Source organism: Azospirillum sp. TSH20, from assembly GCF_003115935.1.
Taxonomy (GTDB): Bacteria; Pseudomonadota; Alphaproteobacteria; order Azospirillales; family Azospirillaceae; genus Azospirillum.
On record NZ_LGQU01000109.1, the window covers coordinates 1 to 20,030 of the forward strand.

Annotated in this window: 19 protein-coding genes, 1 tRNA gene and 1 pseudogene; 13 read left to right on the forward strand and 8 right to left on the reverse strand. The window is 67.8% G+C overall.

The window, feature by feature from the left end:
- A pseudogene (locus tag TSH20_RS26270) lies at positions 1-494 on the forward strand (glyceraldehyde-3-phosphate dehydrogenase); the annotation flags it as partial.
- A gap of 208 nt (positions 495-702) precedes the next feature.
- Here the strand turns inward: TSH20_RS26270 and TSH20_RS26275 are convergent.
- Both TSH20_RS26275 and TSH20_RS26280 read right to left on the reverse strand, forming a co-directional pair.
- Complete coding sequence (locus TSH20_RS26275; RefSeq protein ID WP_109156759.1) at positions 703-2,391, reverse strand: cache domain-containing protein; 1,689 nt, start codon at positions 2,389-2,391, stop codon at positions 703-705.
- A gap of 162 nt (positions 2,392-2,553) precedes the next feature.
- Complete coding sequence (locus tag TSH20_RS26280; protein ID WP_085088791.1) at positions 2,554-2,898, reverse strand: type II toxin-antitoxin system HicB family antitoxin; 345 nt, start codon at positions 2,896-2,898, stop codon at positions 2,554-2,556.
- Positions 2,899-3,099: 201 nt separating this feature from the next.
- Between TSH20_RS26280 and TSH20_RS26285 the strand changes: the two genes are divergently transcribed.
- From TSH20_RS26285 to TSH20_RS26310, 6 genes are all read left to right on the forward strand, one after another.
- Positions 3,100-3,573, forward strand: coding sequence for a hypothetical protein (locus TSH20_RS26285; RefSeq protein ID WP_146205323.1), 474 nt, complete (start codon positions 3,100-3,102; stop codon positions 3,571-3,573).
- A gap of 110 nt (positions 3,574-3,683) precedes the next feature.
- A complete protein-coding gene (locus TSH20_RS26290) occupies positions 3,684-3,920 on the forward strand; it encodes a hypothetical protein (RefSeq protein WP_247871096.1) in 237 nt (78 codons plus the stop codon).
- 166 nt (positions 3,921-4,086) lie between these two features.
- Positions 4,087-5,016: a class I fructose-bisphosphate aldolase gene (locus TSH20_RS26295; RefSeq protein ID WP_109155477.1), complete on the forward strand. Its 930-nt coding sequence runs from the start codon at positions 4,087-4,089 to the stop codon at positions 5,014-5,016.
- Positions 5,017-5,019: 3 nt separating this feature from the next.
- Positions 5,020-5,685 carry a thiamine phosphate synthase gene (gene thiE, locus TSH20_RS26300; RefSeq protein ID WP_109155478.1) on the forward strand — a complete coding sequence of 222 codons (666 nt, stop codon included), beginning with the start codon at positions 5,020-5,022 and terminating at the stop codon, positions 5,683-5,685.
- A 31-nt stretch (positions 5,686-5,716) separates the two neighbouring features.
- Entirely contained in the window at positions 5,717-6,523 is an 807-nt protein-coding gene (locus tag TSH20_RS26305) for a TSUP family transporter (RefSeq protein ID WP_109155479.1), read from the forward strand.
- A 246-nt stretch (positions 6,524-6,769) separates the two neighbouring features.
- Positions 6,770-8,104, forward strand: a complete 1,335-nt coding sequence (locus TSH20_RS26310) for an outer membrane protein transport protein (RefSeq protein WP_109155480.1) — start codon at positions 6,770-6,772, stop codon at positions 8,102-8,104.
- 166 nt (positions 8,105-8,270) lie between these two features.
- Here TSH20_RS26310 and epmA read toward each other — a convergent pair whose 3' ends face one another.
- Positions 8,271-9,353 carry an EF-P lysine aminoacylase EpmA gene (gene epmA / locus TSH20_RS26315; RefSeq protein ID WP_109155481.1) on the reverse strand — a complete coding sequence of 361 codons (1,083 nt, stop codon included), beginning with the start codon at positions 9,351-9,353 and terminating at the stop codon, positions 8,271-8,273.
- A gap of 347 nt (positions 9,354-9,700) precedes the next feature.
- On the opposite strand from epmA, the gene efp reads away from it, so the two are divergent.
- The 6 genes from efp to TSH20_RS26345 all read left to right on the forward strand — a co-directional run bounded on the left by efp (position 9,701) and on the right by TSH20_RS26345 (position 15,103).
- Complete coding sequence (gene efp, locus TSH20_RS26320) at positions 9,701-10,267, forward strand: elongation factor P (protein WP_063634101.1); 567 nt, start codon at positions 9,701-9,703, stop codon at positions 10,265-10,267.
- A 97-nt stretch (positions 10,268-10,364) separates the two neighbouring features.
- Positions 10,365-11,162 carry an inositol monophosphatase family protein gene (locus TSH20_RS26325; RefSeq protein WP_109155482.1) on the forward strand — a complete coding sequence of 266 codons (798 nt, stop codon included), beginning with the start codon at positions 10,365-10,367 and terminating at the stop codon, positions 11,160-11,162.
- A 115-nt stretch (positions 11,163-11,277) separates the two neighbouring features.
- On the forward strand, positions 11,278-12,096 hold the full coding sequence (locus TSH20_RS26330; RefSeq protein ID WP_109155483.1) for an OmpA family protein: 819 nt from the start codon (positions 11,278-11,280) through the stop codon (positions 12,094-12,096).
- A gap of 48 nt (positions 12,097-12,144) precedes the next feature.
- A complete protein-coding gene (locus TSH20_RS26335; protein WP_109154969.1) occupies positions 12,145-13,338 on the forward strand; it encodes a flagellar motor protein MotA in 1,194 nt (397 codons plus the stop codon).
- A gap of 35 nt (positions 13,339-13,373) precedes the next feature.
- Positions 13,374-14,768 (forward strand): peptidoglycan -binding protein, encoded by a 1,395-nt coding sequence (locus tag TSH20_RS26340; RefSeq protein WP_109155484.1) that lies wholly within the window; start codon positions 13,374-13,376, stop codon positions 14,766-14,768.
- Positions 14,769-14,836: 68 nt separating this feature from the next.
- A complete protein-coding gene (locus tag TSH20_RS26345; RefSeq protein ID WP_199231849.1) occupies positions 14,837-15,103 on the forward strand; it encodes a hypothetical protein in 267 nt (88 codons plus the stop codon).
- A 37-nt stretch (positions 15,104-15,140) separates the two neighbouring features.
- Here TSH20_RS26345 and TSH20_RS26350 read toward each other — a convergent pair whose 3' ends face one another.
- The 5 genes from TSH20_RS26350 to TSH20_RS26370 all read right to left on the reverse strand — a co-directional run bounded on the left by TSH20_RS26350 (position 15,141) and on the right by TSH20_RS26370 (position 19,981).
- Positions 15,141-15,731 (reverse strand): GNAT family protein, encoded by a 591-nt coding sequence (locus tag TSH20_RS26350; RefSeq protein ID WP_109155485.1) that lies wholly within the window; start codon positions 15,729-15,731, stop codon positions 15,141-15,143.
- Positions 15,732-15,882: 151 nt separating this feature from the next.
- Positions 15,883-17,142, reverse strand: a complete 1,260-nt coding sequence (locus TSH20_RS26355; protein ID WP_109155486.1) for a pitrilysin family protein — start codon at positions 17,140-17,142, stop codon at positions 15,883-15,885.
- Positions 17,139-18,560, reverse strand: coding sequence for a threonine synthase (gene thrC, locus TSH20_RS26360; protein ID WP_109155487.1), 1,422 nt, complete (start codon positions 18,558-18,560; stop codon positions 17,139-17,141). Before thrC ends, TSH20_RS26355 begins: the two co-directional genes overlap by 4 nt.
- A gap of 185 nt (positions 18,561-18,745) precedes the next feature.
- Entirely contained in the window at positions 18,746-19,762 is a 1,017-nt protein-coding gene (dusA, locus tag TSH20_RS26365; RefSeq protein WP_109155488.1) for a tRNA dihydrouridine(20/20a) synthase DusA, read from the reverse strand.
- Between the two features lie 143 nt (positions 19,763-19,905).
- Positions 19,906-19,981: transfer RNA gene (locus tag TSH20_RS26370), tRNA-Glu, on the reverse strand.
- Positions 19,982-20,030 lie beyond the last annotated feature (49 nt).

Here is a 20,030-nt window from a genome sequence, read left to right on the forward strand (position 1 = left end):
AGAAGGGCTTCATGACCACGATCCACTCCTACACGGGTGACCAGCGGATCGTCGACACCAACCACAAGGACCTGCACCGCGCCCGCGCTGCCGCCCTGAACATGATCCCGACCTCCACCGGCGCCGCCAAGGCCGTCGGCAAGGTGCTGCCGGAGTTGAAGGGCAAGCTGGATGGCACCGCGATGCGCGTTCCGACCCCGAACGTGTCGGTCGTCGACTTCAAGTTCACCGCCAAGCGCGCCACCTCGGTCGAAGAGATCACCAAGGCGATCTCCGATGCCGCCAACGGCCCGCTGAAGGGTGTGCTGGCCGCCTACACCGAAGATCTGGTTTCGACCGACTTCAACCATGACCCGAACAGCTCGATCTTCGCGCTGAACGAGACCAAGGTCATCGACGGCAACTTCGTCCGCATCATGACCTGGTACGACAACGAGTGGGGCTTCTCCAACCGCATGAGCGACACCGCCGTCGCCATGGCGAACGCCAAGTAAACCTCGCTTCGGCAAGAAAATGGCGCCTTCCGTAAGGGAGGCGCCTTTTTTGTTGTCCGGAGTTCAGGGTTCGAGGCCCCCTCCCCATCCCTCCCCCGCGTTCCGCGGGAGAGGGGGTAGGAGCCTTGCAAGGGTTCAGCGGCAGTTCCCTCTCCCGCGTGAGCGGGGGAGGGGTAGGGAGGGGGCATTCGCAAGCCGATGCCTCCCCTCACGCCGCCCGCACCGTCGCCAGGAAGTCGCCGACCTGCGCGTTCAGCCCGGCCGCCTCGCTGGTCAGCTTGCCCAGCGCCTCGACCAGTTCGCGGGCGGTGCGGCCACTCTCGTCCGAGGCGGCGGTGACGCCGGAGATGCTGGACGACACCTCGCCGGTACCGGATGCCGCCTGCTGGACCGAGCGGGAGATCTCCGCCGTGGCGGCATTCTGCTGGTCGACCGCAGCGGAGATCGTCGTTGCGATGGTGCTCAGCCGCTCGATCACCGCCGACACCTTCTGGATTTCCGTCACCGCCTGACCGGTCACCGCCTGGATGCCGCTCATCTGGCCGCCGATCTCGTCGGTGGCCTTGGCCGTCTGGTTGGCCAGCGCCTTCACCTCGCTCGCCACCACGGCGAAGCCCTTGCCGGCCTCGCCCGCACGCGCCGCCTCGATGGTGGCGTTGAGCGCCAGCAGATTGGTCTGGCCGGCAATGGAGTTGATCAGCCCGACGACCGCGCCGATCCGCTCGACCGCCTCGGCGAGGCTGCCGATGCGGCCGGTCGCCTCCTGCGCCATGCCCACCGCCTCGCCGGCGACGCGGCTGGCTTCCGACACCTGCCGGCCGATCTCGACGATGGAGCAGGACAGCTGTTCCGACGCGGCGGCTACCGTCTGCACATTGAGGGCGGTGCCGTCGCTGGCGCTCGCCACGATTCCGGCAAGATGGCTGGTCTGCTCCGCGGCGTGCGACATCGCCCGAACCTTCTGCCCCAGCGCGTCGGTCGTGGTGGAGACCGAGCGGATCATGCCGCCCACCGTCCCCTCGAATTGCGCGGCCAACCGGTCCATCGCCTGCCGCTTCTCCTCCACCGCCCGGCGCGCGGCCTCTGCCTGTTCGGCCTCCAGCCGGCGGCTGGCCTCGGCGTTGACCCGGAAGACCTGGACCGCCCGGCCCATGTCGCCCAACTCGTCGCCGCTGCCGGTCTCCGGGATGGTGACCGACAGGTTGCCGTCGGCGAGCGAGCGCATGGCGTCGGACAGGCGGCGGATGCGCCGGCTGATCGAGTTGCCGACCAGCGCGATCAATACCACCACCGGCAGGGCCAGCCCGCCGACGATGGCCACCATGGTCCACAGGCTGCGGGAGAAGCGGGCATCCAGATCGTCGATATAGACGCCGGTCCCGATGGCCAGTTGCCAAGGCTCGAACATCTTCACGTAGCTGAGCTTGGGGAAGGGCTGGTCGCCGCCGGCCTTGGGATAGCTGTAGGCGACGAAGCCCTCGCCCTTGGCCTTGGCGGTGTCGACCATCTCGCGTGTGAAGAAGACGCCGTTGGCGTCCTTCTGGTCGCGCTGATCCTTGCCGATCACGTCGGGGCGGACGGGATGGATGACGCTGTGGTAGCCGGTATCAAGGACGAAGATATAGTCCTTGCCGTTGTAGAACATCGTGTTGATGTTGGCCTTGAAGCGCTCGAACGCCTGATCGTGGGTCAGCCGGCCGGCCTTGACCTCGGCCTCATAGCCGGTCGCGAGACCATGAGCGGTCTGCACGACGGAGCGCAGGGCTTCCTTCCGATCCTCCAGCGTGCTGCGCTGGTTCAACCACAGCGCAGCGGCGGCAAGCGCGACACTGACGGCCCCGGCCAGCGCGACCAGTGTCCACAGCTTCGTTCGCAGAGTCAGTTTCAGTCCGCTCATGAGGAAGTCCCCCCTTTAGATCGGAGACTTCACAGCAAGGACGATGCCAATCGCAAAACGGGATGGAGCGATTGCTCCGCTATGATTAGCCGAACGTACTATCCGAGCGTTTCGCCAAACTCACGCCCCCTCGCACGCAAGCTGCTTCGCATTTTGCGAAACTCAACCGGCCTTCACATTGGTCACGCCGGCGGCACGGCCCAGACACTCGGCGATCCAGGCCGACACGCTCTTGCCCTCCCGCGCGGCGCAGTCGGCGACGGCGCGGTGCAGGATCGGGTTGATGCGGATGGCCAGCCGTCCGGAGAAGGGTTGTTCGCCCTCGCCCCCCATATCGCAGGACAGATCGAGGTAATCGTCGACCGCCCGCCGGAAGGAGTCGCGCAATTCGTCCACAGAGCGGCCGGAAAAGGTGATGCCGTCGTGGGTGTTGATGACCTCGCCGACAAAGACGCCCGCGTCGTTGTCGAAGTCGATCTGGGCCTTGTAACCCTTGTATTCCATCATCGCGGCATTCCCGGGGGAGGTATTCCAATGAAACGGACGCCGGTGCCCCGGCCTGCTGTCCGTTGTGACTGACCATACTCCGGGACCGCGATCGCAGGGTTTGACCTGCCTCAATTCTCTCAACCGGCTGAAGGCTGGAGCCCCATCGCCCCCACCGCTAGAGTGTCCGCCCAGCCGCCACCCTGCCCCGCCCCGCCGCCCATGCCCGCCGCCCCGCAAATCCCCCCGTCCCTCCTCCGCCCCATCCTTGTCCGCGGCCTCGCCGACGCGTTGGCCGCCGCCGCCGCCGCCGACTCGGCCGGTGCCGCCCTCGCCCTGATGGCGCCGCCGGCGGGCGGGGCGCCGTGGCTGCTCGGCCTGATCGGACGGGTGCGCCGGGCCCACCCCGGCCTGGGGGTGACCGGCCTGCTCGACTGCGGCGACCGCGCCGGCGAGGCACAGGGGGCGCTGGCAGCCGGGGTGCCGGCCCTGCTGTTCACCGGCGGCACGGCGGCGGCGGACCGTCTGGCGGCCATCGCCGCAGCCCACGGCGCCGTGCTGCTGACCGCCTGCCCGCCCCTGCTCGACCTCGCCGCCGAAGGTCATGGCTCCATCCGGCCGGCCCTGCTGGAGGCGCTATGCCGCGACTGGCTGGCACAGGCCAAAGGTTGGGCCGAAAGTCGTGCCGGGGGATAGGTCCGGACTACCGCTTTTTCGCACAGCCTCACCGCGCAAAGGTGGTGTAACGTCACCTTAGGATATTTTTGTGACACAGCACCCTCCCTCCGATGCCGGAAGAGCCACCCATGAGCATCACCTCCCTGACCACGCCGGATCAGACCATCGCGCAACCGCACCATCCGGGGCAGGCCGCAAACGGCCGGGCGGGCGACCGGATGGGGAACAGTCCGGCTCCCCGGCCGGAGAAGATGCGCGGCCTGCGGCTGGTCGCCGTCTGGGTCGGGCTGACCGCCGGCTCCTGGGCGGTGCTGGGCGGTGCCGGATACGGCCTCTATACCGTGGTCAGTTCTCTTCTGCCGTAACCCCTCCGGCCGAGCCGTTCCACCCCCCGCGGGCTTCCCCCGCCGCAGGCCCTAGGCCGTTCAGGCGTGGCAAATGGCCGCTTTATGCCCCTCCCGCCGTTGCAAAGCGGGCCAATCCGGGCTAAGACGGCGCCATTTCCAAGAATGCCCCAGGGGAAGAGCCACAATGAAGCTCACGCGCCGCGTCAAAGACATTCTCGCCAACTACGAGAGCGACAATCCCGGCACCAAGGCGAACCTCGCCCGCATCCTGATGGAAGGCAAGCTCGGCGGCACCGGCAAGCTGGTGATCCTGCCGGTCGACCAGGGCTTCGAGCATGGTCCGGCCCGCAGCTTCGGCCCGAACGAGCCGGGCTATGACCCGCACTACCACTACCAGCTGGCCATCGACGCCGGCTGCAACGCCTACGCCGCTCCCCTGGGCTCGCTGGAGGCCGGCGCCGGCACCTTCGCCGGGTCGATCCCGCTGATCCTGAAGATGAACAGCGCCAACTCGCTGTCCACCCAGAAGGAAGCCGCCGACCAAGCCGTGACCGCCTCGGTCCAGGACGCGCTGCGCATCGGCGCATCGGCCATCGGCTTCACCATCTATCCCGGCTCCGACGCCATGTACTCCCAGTACGAGGAGTTCCGTGAGCTGTCGAAGGAGGCCAAGTCCTACGGCCTCGCCACCGTGCTGTGGTCCTACCCGCGCGGCGGCGCCGTCACCAAGGACGGCGAGCTGGCCATCGACGTGATCGGCTACGCCGCCCACATGGCCGCTCTGCTGGGCGCCCACATCATCAAGGTGAAGCTGCCGTCGGCCCATCTGGAGCAGCCGGAAGCCAAGAAGGTCTACGAGTCGAAGCAGATCGCCATCGGCACCCAGGCCGAGCGCGTGAAGCACATCATGCAGTGCGCCTTCAACGGCCGCCGCATCGTGGTCTTCTCCGGCGGCGCCACCAAGGGCGAGGACGCGGTGTTCGAGGACGCCCGCGCCATCCGTGACGGCGGCGGCAACGGCTCGATCATCGGCCGCAACGCCTTCCAGCGCCCGCGCGAGGATGCCCTCAAGCTGCTCGACCGGATCATGAAGATCTACCAGGGCCGGGAGTAACACTTGGCCAAGGGAAAGCCGACGCAGGCGGAACCTGCCGCCTGCCGACTGTACCTCGTGACGCCGCCGGCCCTGGAGCCGGCGGCGTTCGCGCCGCTTCTGGAGGAAGCGCTGGATGCCGGCGACGTCGCCTGCGTGCAGCTCCGCCTCAAGGACTGCTCAGAGGACGACATCCGCCGCGCCTGCGACATCCTGCGCCCGATCGCGCAGGAGCGTGAGGTCGCCTTCATCCTGAATGACCATCCGCGCCTTGCGCGGGAGGCCGGCTGCGACGGCGTCCATGTCGGACAAAGCGACACGCCCTATCGCGATGCCCGCAAGATCGTCGGCAACGACGCCATCGTCGGCGTCACCTGCCACGACAGCCGCCATCTCGCCATGATCGCCGGCGAGGAAGGGGCGGACTACGTCGCTTTCGGCGCATTCTTCCCCACCAGCACCAAGACGGCCGAATACAAGGCCGAGCCGGAACTGCTGAGCTGGTGGTCGGAGCTGATGGAGGTCCCCTGTGTCGCCATCGGCGGCATCACCGCCGAGAATTGCGCGCCGCTGGTCACCGCGGGCGCCGATTTCCTGGCCGTGGTCAACGCCGTCTGGGGCCATCCCCAGGGTCCCGGCGCCGGAGTCCGGGCGCTGAACGCCGCCATCGAGGCCGCACTCGCCGGCTAGGCCGGCCGATTACCTGGACGTCCCCAAGATCATGGACCTTCTGACGCCCGAGTCGCTGGGCATCCTGTTCGCCGTCGGCCTGCTGGCCGGCTTCGTCGATGCGATCGCCGGGGGCGGCGGTCTGCTGACCATTCCGGCCCTGCTGGCCGCGGGCATGTCCCCGGCCGAGGCGCTGGCCACCAACAAGCTGCAGTCCAGCTTCGGCTCGCTGTCCGCCACCATCAAGTTCGTCCGCCGCGGCGAGGTCCATCCCGGCGCCATGCGCACAATGATCCTCTGCACCTTCATCGGCGCCGCCATCGGCGCCACACTGGTGCAGATGCTGGACGCCGGATTCCTGCGCGACGTCATCCCGATCCTGCTGATCGGCATCGCCCTCTATCTGCTGCTGTCGCCCAAGGCCGGCGACGTCGACGCCCACCAGCGCATCGGCGAACATGCCTTCGCTCTCAGCATCGGCACCGGCATCGGTTTCTACGACGGCTTCTTCGGGCCGGGCACCGGCACCTTCTTCGCCATCGCCTTCGTCTCGCTGCTGGGCCACAACCTGCGCAAGGCGACCGCCCACACCAAGGTGCTGAACTTGACCAGCAATGTAGCCTCGTTGCTGTTCTTCATCGTCGGCGGCCACGTGTTGTGGACGGTCGGGCTGCTGATGGGGGTCGGGCAGTATATCGGCGCCCAGGTCGGCGCCCACATGGTGATCCGCAATGGCGCCCGAGTCGTGCGTCCGATGCTGGTGGTCGCCTCCATCGTCATCACCGCCAAGCTGGTGTGGACCGACGAGCACAACATTCTGCGCGAGCTGTTCGCCGCTGCCGCCGCCTGGATCGCCTGACGGCCGTCACCCGGCGGCCCTCTTTAGGTTATCCCCCACGACAATTCGCCGCACCATCGCGCCCCGGCCGGATTACCCCCGGCCGGCGGGCGGCATTCTCCTGTACGTGCGCAACTTTTCCCCCTGCCGCTTGCCTGCCGAGTTCGGAAAATTGTTTACCGAGCCAACAAAAAGTGGTGCGCGCCCCTTTACGTAAGCGTCAGTTTGTGTATCATTGCGTCAATAACACAATTTGGGGAAGGAACCATGTCTCCGACGACGCTCAAGACACGCCTGCTGACCGCCGCTGCCGCCATCGCGGTGACCGCACCGTTCGTGACCGCCTCGACCGCGCTTGCCGCCGGTTTCGCGTTGAAGGAGCAGAGCGTATCGGGTCAGGGCACCTCCTATGCCGGCGTGACCGCCGGCGGCAACGGCGATGCCAGCTCGATGTTCTACAATCCGGCCACCATGGGTCTGGTGACCGGAACCGAGTTGGTGCAGACCGCCACCGGCGTCATTGTGAAGTCGAAGGTCGACGGCGCCAGCGCCACCCGCGCCCGGCGCCTGGGCGGCACTGCGATCAGCGGCAATGCCTCGCCTGGCGACATCGCGCAGGATGCCCTGGTTCCCGCCGGTTACTTCGTCTATTCGATCAGCGACGACCTGAAGGTCGGCCTGTCGGCCAACGGCCCCTGGGGTCTGGTGACCGACTATGGCGACAGCTGGATCGGCCGCTATCACGGCATTCGGTCCGACCTGCGCACCTACAATTTCGCGCCGTCGGTGTCCTACCGCATCAACCCGATGATCACCATCGGCGGCGGCGTCCAGGTGCAGTACGCCAAGGCCAAGCTGTCGCAGGCCTCCGACTTCGGTGCAAGCCGCCTCGGCCGTCCCGGCGCGCTCGACGTCAAGAGCGATGTGACCGGTGACGATTGGGGCTGGGGCTTCACACTTGGCGCCCTGATCGAACCGGTGAAGGGCACCCGCGTCGGCCTCGCCTACCGCTCCGCGGTCAAGCACACGCTGACCGGCAGCATCTCCTTCACCGGCCTGCCGGCCCCGCTCGCCGGCGCCCTGCCCGCCCAGAGCGCCAGCGCCGACCTGACCACGCCGGACATCGCCTCCATCGGCCTGTACCACGAGGTCAACGACCGCTGGGCGGTGATGGCCGACGTTCAGTGGACCAACTGGTCGCGCTTCAAGGAACTGCGCGTCAACATCGCCAACCCGGCGCTCAGCTCCGTCACGGAAGAGCATTGGAAGGACAGCTGGTATTACGCGCTCGGCACCTCCTACAAGGTGACCGACAAGCTGACGCTGCGCGGTGGTATCGCCTTCGACAAGGGCACGGTCGGTGTCGAATACCGCACGCCGCGCATTCCAGAACAGAACCGCTACTGGCTCTCGGCCGGTGCCGGCTATCAGGTCACCGACAATCTGCGCGTCGACGCCGCCTATTCGCACGTCTTCATCCCGAAGACGTCGGTCGCCCTCACCGACGACCTGACCGGCGCCGAAGCCGGGCGCGGCAACCTGAATGTGGACTACAAGAGCAGCATCGACCTGATCGGCCTGCAGGCGAAGTTCACGTTCTAAGGGAACCTCGCCCTCTCCCGCCCCGGGAGAGGGAGGGACCCGCCGAAGGCGGGAGGGTGAGGGGTGATCCGGACATGGATTCATATCCTCGGATCACCCCTCACCCTTCCCAAGCTACGCTTGGGCCCCTTCCCTCTCCCGGGACGGGAGAGGGAACCTGCTCCCCCTAAACCCCCGCCACCGGCAGCCAAAGCACCTGCTCGATGCTCTCGGCGCCGCTGCACAGCATCGCCAGCCGGTCGAAGCCCATGGCGATGCCACTGCTCTGCGGCATGCCGTGCTCGAGCGCGGCGAGGAAATCCTCGTCCACCGGGAAGCGCTCACCGTAAAGCCGCTCCTTCAACGCCATGTCCGCCTCGAAGCGGGCGCGCTGCACCGCCGGATCGGTCAGTTCGCCGAAGGCGTTCGCCAGTTCCAGCCCGCAGGCATACAGCTCGAACCGTTCGGCCAGCCGGGGGTCTTCCGGCTTCGGCCGCGACAGCGCCGCCATGCACAGCGGATAGTCGGTCAGCACGCAGGGCACGCCCTCGCCCAGATGCGGCTCGATGCGGTCGAACATGATGCGGAAGACGATGTCCTCCCAGCGGTCGCCGTGATGGGGGGCGATGCCGATGCGCGCCGCCTCCGCCGCCAGCGCCGCCGGGTCGGGATCGTGGCTGCCGTCATAGGTCGCCATCAAGTCGATGCCGGCATACTCCCGGAACGCCTCCGGCACGGTCAGCACCCGCCATGGCGCGAAGGGATCGCAGGTCATGCCACGGAAGCCGAACGTCCGCCGCCCGCCCGCGTCGGCGCCGGCGCACAGCAGCTCCCGGCAATCGTCGATCAGCGTGCGATAGCCGTCTCCGGCGCGATACCATTCCAGCATCGAGAATTCCGGCGCATGGGTCCCCGACCGCTCGCCGTTGCGGTAGACATGCGCCAGTTGCCAAAGCCGCGGCACGCCCGCGACCAGCAGCTTCTTCATGGCGAATTCGGGACTGGTGTGCAGGTACAGCCGCCGGCGGTCGTCCGGATGCGGCCCCTGCAGCTCGGTGGCGAAGGCCTGGAGATGCGGCTCCATCCCCGGCGAGACCTGCAGGGCCGGCGTGTCGACCTCGACGAAGGCCAACTCCTCGAACACGCGACGGACGGCGTTCAGCACCCGGCCGCGCACCGCCAGATAGGGACGGCGGCGGGCCAGCGCCTCGGGATGCCAGGGGGGAAGGTCGCCGGAAGGAATCGAGGTGGATCGGATCGGGGCGGACATGAAGGGCGCGCTCTTGATGGACGGTCGAAAGGGGTGCAGGCGCATCAGAGCACCCACGGGCGGCGTACTCAAGTCGGCTTGGCATTGGTCACAGCGGCCTCCCGTGGTAAACTCGCCCAATCGCCGCCGAACGGCGCGGATGGGACGGATGGAACACTGAACAGGGTCGGCAAAAACGTTCCAAACGTCTCATTGTTGGAGCTATTCTAAACCACCGGCCCCGCTTTGGCGAAGAATCGCCCGCCAATCGCCCGGATCACCCGCCATTAGCGTTCCGCGCCGTTGCCTATGGGCGGTCAAGCTGGTAGGGTCCGCGCCGCCCTGATTCTGGAATTCACGAGTACGCCATGAAGGTCAATGCCAACACGATGCGCCCCGGCCATGTGCTGGAGCACAACGGTAAGCTCTGGGTCATCACCAAAACCGCCATCGTGCAGCCTGGCAAGGGCGGCGCCTTCATCCAGCTGGAAATGAAGGACGTTCGCACCGGCAACAAGTCGATCGAGCGGTTCCGCACCCAGGAGACCGTTGAGCGCGCTCGCCTGGACGAGCATGAGATGACCTTCCTCTTCGCAGAAGGTGACAGCTTCACCTTCATGGATAAGGAAAGCTTCGAACAGGTCGCCATCCCCCGCGACATCATCGGCGAGCCGGCCGTCTTCCTGCAGGACGGCATGGAAGTCACGGTGCAGAGCCACGAAGGCTCGCCGCTGGGCGTCGAGATCCCCGGCAAGGTCACGCTGCTGATCACCGAATCCGACCCGGTGGTGAAGGGCCAGACGGCCTCTTCCTCCTACAAGCCGGCCAAGCTGGAGAACGGCGTGTCGATCCTGGTTCCGCCGCACATCGAGGCCGGGACCCGCGTCGTCGTCGATACCGCCACCGGCGAATACGTCGAGCGCGCGAAGGACTGATCCTTCCCAGGTCGGTTCTGCCATCACCGGTCTTCGCCATGCGCGGAGGCCGGTGTATTGTTTTCTGGTTCCTGCACGAAACGGTACACCAACACCCATGGCCACCCGCTCCGCTCTCATCAACGTCATGGTCCGCGCCGCCGAAAAGGCAGCCCGCGGTCTCGTCCGCGACTTCGGCGAGGTCGAACACCTCCAGGTGTCGCGCAAGGGGCCTGCGGACTTCGTGTCCGCCGCCGATCTGAAGGCCGAACGCACCCTGCGCGAGGAACTGCAGAAGGCGCGGCCCGAATTCGGTTTCCTGATGGAGGAGAGCGGCGCGTCCAAGGGCAGCGATGCCGAGGCGCGCTGGATCGTCGATCCGCTCGACGGCACCACCAACTTCCTGCACGGCCTGCCGCACTGGGCGATCTCCATCGCCGCCGAGCGCAATGGCGAGATCGTCGCCGGCGTGATCTACGCCCCCATCGGCGACCAGCTGTTCTGGGCCGAGAAGGGGGTGGGCGCCTACGTCAATCACACCCGCCTGCGCGTTTCCGAACGCCGCAAGCTGGAGGATTGCGTGATCGCCACCGGCATTCCCTTCAAGGGCCGCGGCGACCACGCCACCTTCCTGAAGGAACAGGAAGCGGTGATGAAGGAGGTCGCGGGCATCCGCCGCTTCGGCGCCGCCTCGCTCGACCTCGCCTACACCGCCGCCGGCCGGTTCGACGCCTATTGGGAACGCGGCCTGGCCCCCTGGGACTGCGCCGCCGGCGTGCTGATGGTCACCGAAGCCGGCGGTTTCGTCGGTGAGATCGAGGGCGGCCGCAACCCGGTCTTCACCGGCAACGTGCTCGCCGCCAACAGCCATCTCCAGGTCCCGGTTGCCCGCCTGTTGAAGTCCGCCAAGGGCTGACCCCTGCCCTGCCCATCCTCCGCCTTCCCGTACGGGACAGGCGGATGGGTGGTTGTGGCTGGAGCGATCGATAGGCTATGGTTTGCAGGACAAAGGTTTAACGGGACACATCGTTTTGGGCCGCTGGGGACACGCCGACCGCAAGCACCTTGCCGCCGCCGCGCTGTGCGCGGTCTGGACGCTCTTTCCGGCTGTCCTGTCGGCGGCGGCTCCGGCCAACGGCCCGGCACAGTCTTCCGCCGGACTGACGTTGGAAAACGCAGTTCCGCTGTCCGTGCCGCCCCGCCCCAATCTGCGCACCCCGCCACCGGTCAAGGCGCCGCCGCGACTCGTCCTGCCGCAGCCGCTGGAGGCCCCGCCTCCGCCCGTCCTGACGGAAGGCCCGGCCCAGCCGGCGCCCCGCGCCACCGCCCGGACCGAGCCGGCTCCGACGACTGCTCCGACGACTGCTCCGACGACGGCGCCGACGGCGGCCCAGCCGCAGCAACCCGCTGTCCAGGCACCTGCCGCCCAAACACCCGTTGCCCCGGCGCCCGGTCAGCCGCCGACCGCACCGCGAACCAACACCGCCGCGCTGCCCCCTCCCCCGGAAGCGGCACCCCCTGCGGCTAACCTGCCACCTTCGAGCGTTTTGAGCCTTGTGTTCCCTGTCGGCGCCACCAATCTGCCGGATGCGGCAGACGCCGTGGTCGACCGGATCGTCGAACGGCTGCGCGCCAGCGACACCGCGAGGCTCCAGCTGCGCTCCTACGCCAGCGGCACCGCCGACACGGCGCGCGAGGCGCGGCAGCTGGCACTGGCCCGGGCGTTGGCGTTGCGCGAGCGGCTGACGGCCTTCGGGATCCGCAGCACCCGCGTCGATGTCCGCGCATTGGGCCTGGACGACGGAGGTGGGCCGCCCGACCGGATCGATGCAGTCTTTCTGAATGAATAGCGCCCAACCCGTGCGCGAGGTCTGATCGGAACACCCCTTCGGAGCATCATGACCGCCACAACCCCGACGACCCGACCGCTGGAGGTATCCGCCCTCATGACACGCCCGGAGCGGTTCCTGACCCGGATGATCCTGTTCCTGGTGGTGGTCGGCGCGGTGACTGGCCTGCTGTTCCCCGCCCTGCGCTCGGCCTTCCTCAACAACGCGCCGCTGAACGGCGTCATCCTGGCGACTCTGCTCGCCGGCATCGCCTTCATCTTCCGGCAAGTCCTGATGCTCCGCCCCGAAGTGGCTTGGCTGGAGCAGTACCAGAGCGGGGTCGCCCCCGCCTCCTTGCAGGAGCCGGTGCTGCTGGCGCCGATGGCGCGCATGCTGGGCGAACGGCGCGGCCGGCTGACGCTGTCGGCGCTGTCGATGCGCTCGCTGCTCGACGGCATCGCCTCACGCCTCGACGAATCGAGGGAGCTGTCGCGCTACCTGATCGGCCTGCTGATCTTCCTCGGTCTGCTCGGCACCTTCTGGGGCCTGCTCCACACGGTCCAGTCGGTGGGTGGCGTCATCGGCAGCCTGTCGGTCCAGGGCGGCGACGTCGGCACCATGTTCTCCCACCTCCAGCAGGGGCTGGAAGCGCCGCTGGTCGGCATGGGCACCGCCTTCTCCTCCTCGCTGTTCGGCCTTGCCGGTTCACTGGTGCTGGGCTTCCTGGAACTCCAGGCCAGCCAGGCCCACAACCGGTTCTTCCAGGACCTTGAGGATTGGCTGTCCAGCGCCACCCGCCTGTCGAGCGGCGCCGCCGGCGGGCTCGAATCGGGCGACCACGCCGCCTCCGCCTATCTGACCGCCCTGCTGGAACAGACCGCCGAGAACCTGGACTCCCTGCAGCGCACCGTCGCCACCGCCGAGGAGGGCCGACGCGCCGCCAACGCCAACCTGATGGCGCTGACCGAACGGCTGTCGAGCCTGACCGACCACATGCGCGCCGAGCAGCAGCTCCTCCTGCGGCTGGGCGAGAACCAGCTGGAAGTGAAGGGCCTGCTCGACCGGTTGGCGGAGAACGCGGGTGGCGGCTTCGACGATGCCTCGCGCCAGCATCTGCGCAACATGGACATCTATCTCGCCCGCATCGTCGAGGAATCCTCCAACGGCCGCGTCCAGGCGGTGCAGGAGATCCGCAGCGAGATCAAGCTGCTGGCCCGCACCATCGCCGCGTTGGCCGAAGAAGCCGACCAGCAGCAGCGCTGACACTCTGACACCGTAGGCCAACGCCGGGAGTTCCCATGGCCAGCATCAGCCGCCGCAACGGCCACCGCGACGCCAGCGCCTGGCCCGGCTGGGTCGACGCCCTGTCGTCGCTGGTGATGGTCGTCATCTTCCTGCTGATGGTCTTCGTCGTGGCGCAGTTCTACCTCGCCACCGCCCTGACCGGCCGGGACGAGCAGCTGACCGCGCTGAACCGTAAGATCGCGGAGATGAACGACCTGCTGGCGATGGAGCGGGATGCCAACGCCGACCTGCGCGTCAACATCACCCAACTGTCGACCGAATTGCAGACCTCCGTCGCCGCCCGTGACGACATGACCCTGTCGCTGAGCCAGCTTCAGGAGGACCGCGACCGCACCGCCCGCACGCTGGAGGAGCTGCAGCGCACCGTCCGCGTCGACCGCGAGACGCTCGACCTGAAGCTGAAGGAAATCCTCAGCCTTCAGAACGACATCAAGGCGTTGCGTGAGGCCCGGCAGAAGCTGGAGGGCGAGTTTGCCGCCGCCGTCGCCGCCGCCAAGCTGACCGAACAGCAACGCCAAGCCCTGTTGGCCGAACTCGGCACCACCCGCGACCGCGCCAAGGCGCTGGAGTCGGAACTGACCTCCGCCACCGAGAAGACGATGCTGGCGCAGAAGGAGATCGACCAGCGCGACATCCGGCTGAAGGCGCTGGAATCGCAGCTGGCCGATAGCCGCAGCCAAGCCCAGAAGGATATCGACCAGCGCGACCTGCGCATCCGCGACCTGATGGCTTCCCTCACCGGCGAGAAGGCGGAGGGGACCAAGAGCAAGCAGCAGATCGACCTGCTGAACCAGCAGCTTCTGGCCCTGCGTGAACAGCTCGCCCGCATCGGCGCGGCGTTGGAAGCGTCGGAAAAGTCCTCGGCCGAGCAGAAGGTGCAGATCGCGGAGCTTGGCGCCCGGCTCAATCAGGCGCTCGCCGCCAAGGTTCAGGACCTCGCGCGCTACAAGTCGGAGTTCTTCGGCCGCGTCCGCGAGGCGCTGGGCAACCGGCCGGATGTGAAGATCGTCGGCGACCGCTTCGTCTTCCAGTCGGAACTGCTGTTCCCGTCCGGCTCGGCGACGCTGGAGGAGGCCGGCAAGCAACGGCTGGCCGACCTCGCCCGCACCCTGCTCGAGATCGGCAAGGCGATCCCATCCGACATCAATTGGGTTCTGCGGGTGGATGGCCACACCGACATCAAGCCGGTGCGCTTCCAGTTCGCCTCCAACTGGGAACTGTCGTCCGCCCGCGCCATCTCGGTGGTCAAGTTCCTGATCGACCAGGGCATTCCGCCCGAACGGCTGGCCGCCGCAGCTTTCGGCGAGTTCCAGCCCATCGACCCCGGCACATCGGACGAGGCGCTGGCGAAGAACCGCCGCATCGAAATCAAGCTGGACCAACGCTGATCGGAACCGCGGCGCCTGGGTGGCTGTTTCTTTCGCATCGACGCTCTTGTCGAAACGAAGGATCATCCATGATGAAGACAGTCATCGCCGCCTTGTCGGTCGCGGTCCTGGCCGGCGGCCTCGCAGCCCTCCCCCACCCGGCCGAGGCCAAGGGATGCGTGAAAGGCGCCGCCGTCGGTGGCGTTGCGGGCCATATGGTCGGGTCTGGCCACGGGGCTGCCGGTGCCGCGGTCGGCTGCGCAGTCGGCCACCATGAAGCCAAGAAGAAGGACGAGGCCAAGAAGCAGACCGACCAGCAGCAGGATTCCCACGGCAACAACCAGACGTCGAAGTAACCGCTGCCGAACGGGATGGAGTGGCAGGGTGCTTCGATCAGCCCTTCCACTCCTCCCGCAGGATGGCGTAGAGGACGTGGTCGCGCCATGCGCCGTCGATGCGCAGGTAACCGCGGGCATAGCCCTCGTGGGTGAAGCCGACCTTTTCCAGCAGGCCGCGGCTCGGCAGGTTGGTCGGCAGGCAGGCGGCTTCGACCCGATGCAGGCCGAGTTGCCCGAAGGCGAATTCCAGGACCAGCCGGGTGCCGCCCGACACATAGCCGTTCCGGGCATAGGGCTGGCCGGCCCAGTAGCCGAGCGTCCCCATCTGGGCAACGCCGCGGCGGATGTTGGTCAGGCCGAGTCCGCCGACCAGCGCGTCGGTCGCGCGGTCGAAGATCAGGAAGCTGTAGCCAAGATCGTCGCGCCATTCCTGCGCCTGACGCCGCAGCCGCCGGGAAAAGGCCGTCCGGGTCAGGGCGTCGGCCGGCCAGGTGGGTTCCCAGGGCGTCAGGAAAGCGCGGGATGCGGCGCGGAGGTCGGCCCATTCCCGCCAGTCGCGCGGGAGCGGCGGCCGGATGTAGCAGTGAGGGCCGTCGAGACGGACCGCGGGCGGGCTGATGAGGCCGCTGCCGAGGAGGCGGATCATTGAGCGATCACCCTTCCCACCGCTCCCCGTAAGAAGGGGCTCCGCCGGCCGGATGATCCACGCGATGCCTCCCCCTCACCCCGACCCTCTCCCCGGAAGGGAGAGGGAGAAAAGCGCAGGGGGAGAGAGGTGGCTGCCACCGTCTTCATCGTCAGGCGAGACGCTCCGCGATGCGGTCGTAGCTTTCCAGCTTGGCGATCGGCCCGAGGGCAGCGACGGTCGGGCGGCTGGCACGCAGGCGGGCGGCGGCCTTGACCACGGCATCGCGGTCGACACCGTCGATCTTCGCCACGATCTCCTCCACCGGAACCGGCCGGTCGTAGATCAGGATCTGCTGGCCCAACTGCTCGCAGCGCGACATGGTGCTTTCCAGCGCCATGAGCGTCCCGGCCTTCAACTGGGCGCGGGCGCGGGCGACCTCGTCCTCGGTGACGTCGGCGCCGACCTTGGCGATCTCGTCGCAGACGACAGGGACCAGTTCCGCCACCTCATCCTCGCCGGTGCCGGCATAGACGCCGAACAGACCGCCGTCATGGTAGCCGCCGGTGAAGGTGTAGATGGAATAGACCAGCCCGCGCTTCTCCCGCACCTCCTGGAACAGGCGGGACGACATGCCGCCGCCCAGCAGGGTGGACAGCACCGAATGGGCGTAGAAGTCCGGATCATGGACCCCCACCCCGTCGAAGCCGAGCACGAGGTGCATCTGCTCCAGATCGCGGTCCTCGCGGAAGTCGCCGCCGGCATAGCGGGCCGACTCCGGCTTGGGCGGCGCACCGCTCGGCAGATCGCCGAAGGCCTTCATCGCCAGATCGACCATGCGGTCATGCTCGATGCGGCCGGCAGCGGTCAGCACCATTCCCGGCGCGCCGTAATGGCCGGCGATGTAGTCGACCAGAGCCTCGCGCGGCAGGGCGCCGACGATCTCGGCCGAGCCCAGCACCGGACGGCCGATGGCCTGCCCCGGATAGGCGGTGGACTGGAAATGGTCGAAGATGATGTCGTCCGGCGTGTCGGCGCTCTGGCCGATCTCCTGCAGAACCACCGTGCGCTCGCGCACCAGTTCCTCGGCGTCCAGCGTGGAGTGCTGGATCATGTCGGACAGGATGTCGAGCGCCAGCGGCGCATCCTCGTGCAGGACCTTGGCGTAGTAGGCGGTCTGCTCGCGGGTGGTGTAAGCGTTCAGTTGCCCGCCGACATTCTCGATCTCCTCGGAGATGCGGAAGGCGGAGCGGCGGCGGGTGCCCTTGAACAGCATATGCTCGACGAGGTGGGCGACACCGTTGACGCTCGCCGCCTCGTTGCGGGTGCCAACCCCGACCCAGCAGCCGAGCGAAACGGACTGCACGTCGGGCATGGTGTCGGTCGCGACGCGAAGCCCATTGGGCAACGTCGTCACACGAATGGAACTCATGCGGCCTCCTGGGCGGCGCGGGCGCGCGCGGTGACGAAGTCCTGGACCGCCGCCAGATCGTTCGGCAGTTCGGACAGGCGCTCCTCGCGCACATAAAGATCGGACAGGCGCGGCGGCAGCTCCGGCCGGCGGCCGGTCGCCTTTTCCACCGCGTCGGGGAACTTGGCGGGATGGGCGGTGGCGAGAACCACCATGGGAACGGACGGTTCGACCCGGCCGGCCGCGACCGCGGCCTTGGCCGCCCCGATGCCGACCGCGGTGTGCGGGTCGAGCAGATAGAGGCTGCCCTTCCAGACATCGGCGATGGTCGCCATGGTGGCGGCCTCGTCCACCCGGTGGCCGGAGAAGATGGCCAGCGCGCGGGCGAGCTGCGCGTCGGTCACCGCGAACTTGCCCTCGGTGCGGAAGCGGTTCAGCGCCTCCGTCACCGCGGTGCCGTCGCGGTCGAGCAGGTCGAAAAGCAGCCGTTCGAAGTTGGAAGAGATCTGGATGTCCATGCTGGGAGACAAGGTAGGCACGACGGGCGCCGCGACCATGTTCCCACTGGCGAAAAAGCGCGCCAGGATGTCGTTGCTGTTGGACCCCACCACCAGCGTCTCCACCGGCAGCCCCATGGCGCGGGCGCCATAGGCGGCATAGACGTTGCCGAAATTGCCGGTCGGCACGGTGAAGGCCAGCTTGCGGTCGGGGGCGCCCAGCGCCACGGCGGCGGTGAAGTAATAGACGATCTGGGCCATGATGCGCGCCCAGTTGATCGAGTTCACCGCCGACAGCCCCATCCGGTCGCGGAAGGCGCCGTCGTTGAACATCGCCTTCACGAGGTCCTGGCAATCGTCGAAGGTGCCGTCCAGCGCGATGTTGTGGACGTTGGACGACAGCACGCTGGTCATCTGCCGGCGCTGCACCTCCGACGTGCGGCCCTTGGGGTGCAGGATGAAGATGTCGACGTTCTGGCGGTCGCGGCAGGCTTCGATGGCCGCCGAGCCGGTGTCACCGGAGGTGGCGCCGACGATGGTCACCCGCTGCCCGCGCTTGGCCAGCACATGGTCGAACAGGCGGCCGAGCAGCTGCAGCGCCACATCCTTGAAGGCGAGCGTCGGGCCGTGGAACAGCTCCAGCACCCAGGTGGTCGGGTCGACCTGCACCAGCGGGGTCACCGCGGCATGGTCGAAGCTGGCATAGGCGTCACGGACGATGGCGCGGAACTCGTCCTCCGCGATGGCGCCGCCCAGGAAGGGCAGCATCACGCGGACGGCGATCTCGCTATAGGGCAGCCCGCGCATAGCGCGGATGTCGTCGGCCGTGAACTGCGGCCAGGTCTCCGGCACATAGAGGCCGCCGTCGCGCGCCAGCCCGGCAAGAAGGACGTCCTCGAAACCCAAGACCGGGGCCGCGCCCCGCGTGCTGACGTACCGCACCGCTTACACTCCGTCCGATGAAGTGGGCATAGTTAGCGAGGACGCCGCCCGCACGCAAGCGGTGCGGGACGCACGGCGCATATTCCCGCCGGTGGGGGCCGCCCGGTGGCCGAGGATGGAACGTTTGAAACGCAGTGAAACAGTTTTCCGGGGGGTGTTCAGTGTTCCATCCGGGCCGGAGCCTTTCACGCGGCCTCCACCACTGCCTCGTCGTCCGCCCGTCGGCGCACCAGAGAGGCGGCGCGTTCAAGCACTTCCGGGCCGGCACCGGGGCGGTGGGCGTTTTCGGCGATGTGGCGGCGGTAGGCTCGGGCGCCGGGCAGACCCTGGAACAGGCCCAGCATGTGGCGGGTGATGCTGGACAGCGGCGTTCCCCGCGCCATGCGCGCCTCGATGTAGGGCAGCATGGCGTCAATCACCGCATGGCGGTCGGGACCGGCCTCCCCGCTCATCAGGCGGCGGTCGGCGTCGGCCAGCAGATAGGGGGTCTCGTAGGCGGCGCGGCCGATCATCACGCTGTCGACCTTGCCCAGATGTTCCTCGGCCTCGTCCAGCGTCTTGATGCCGCCGTTGATGGCGATGGTCAGATGCGGGTTTTCCGCCTTCAGTCGGTGGACGAGATCGTAGCGCAGCGGCGGTATGTCCCGGTTCTCCTTGGGGCTGAGGCCCTTCAGCCACGCCTTGCGGGCATGGACGATGAAGTGGGTGCAGCCGGCGGCGGAGACGGTGCGGATGAAATGGTCCAGCGTCGGCCACTCCTCCATCTCGTCGATGGCGATGCGCGACTTGACGGTGACGGGGATCGACACGGCGTCGCGCATGGCGCCGACCAGCCGGGCCACCAGATCGGGCTCCGCCATCAGGCAGGCGCCGAAGCGGCCGGACTGCACCCGGTCGCTGGGGCAGCCGACGTTGAGGTTCACCTCGTCATAGCCCCACTCCTCCGCGATGCGGGCGCAGGCGGCGAGATCGGCCGGATCCGACCCGCCGAGCTGGAGCGCCACCGGATGCTCCGCCGCGTCGAAGCCCAGCAGCCGCTCGCGGTCGCCATGCAGCACGGCGCCGGTGGTCACCATCTCGGTATAGAGCAGGGTCGAGCGCGACAGCAGACGGTGGAAGTACCGGCAATGCCGGTCGGTCCAGTCCATCATCGGAGCGACGCTGAGGGGGATGGCGGGGGTAACGAGGTTCGGGGCGGTCATAGCGGTCAGCTCTGCTGCGGCCGGAAAAATCAGGATGGGCGAGACCGGATCGGCGGGCAACCGCCCGGCACAAAAATCGCCAAACGCAAAAGGCCCGGCTATGCAGCCGGGCCTTCTAAGCTTGTCGCGCACCTTGGAGAAGGTGGCGTCCCCGACGGGAGTCGAACCCGTGTCGCCGCCGTGAAAGGGCGGTGTCCTAGGCCTCTAGACGACGGGGACGTCGTTCGCGGTGACGCGCTTTCTAAAGATCGGAGGCGATGAGCGCAAG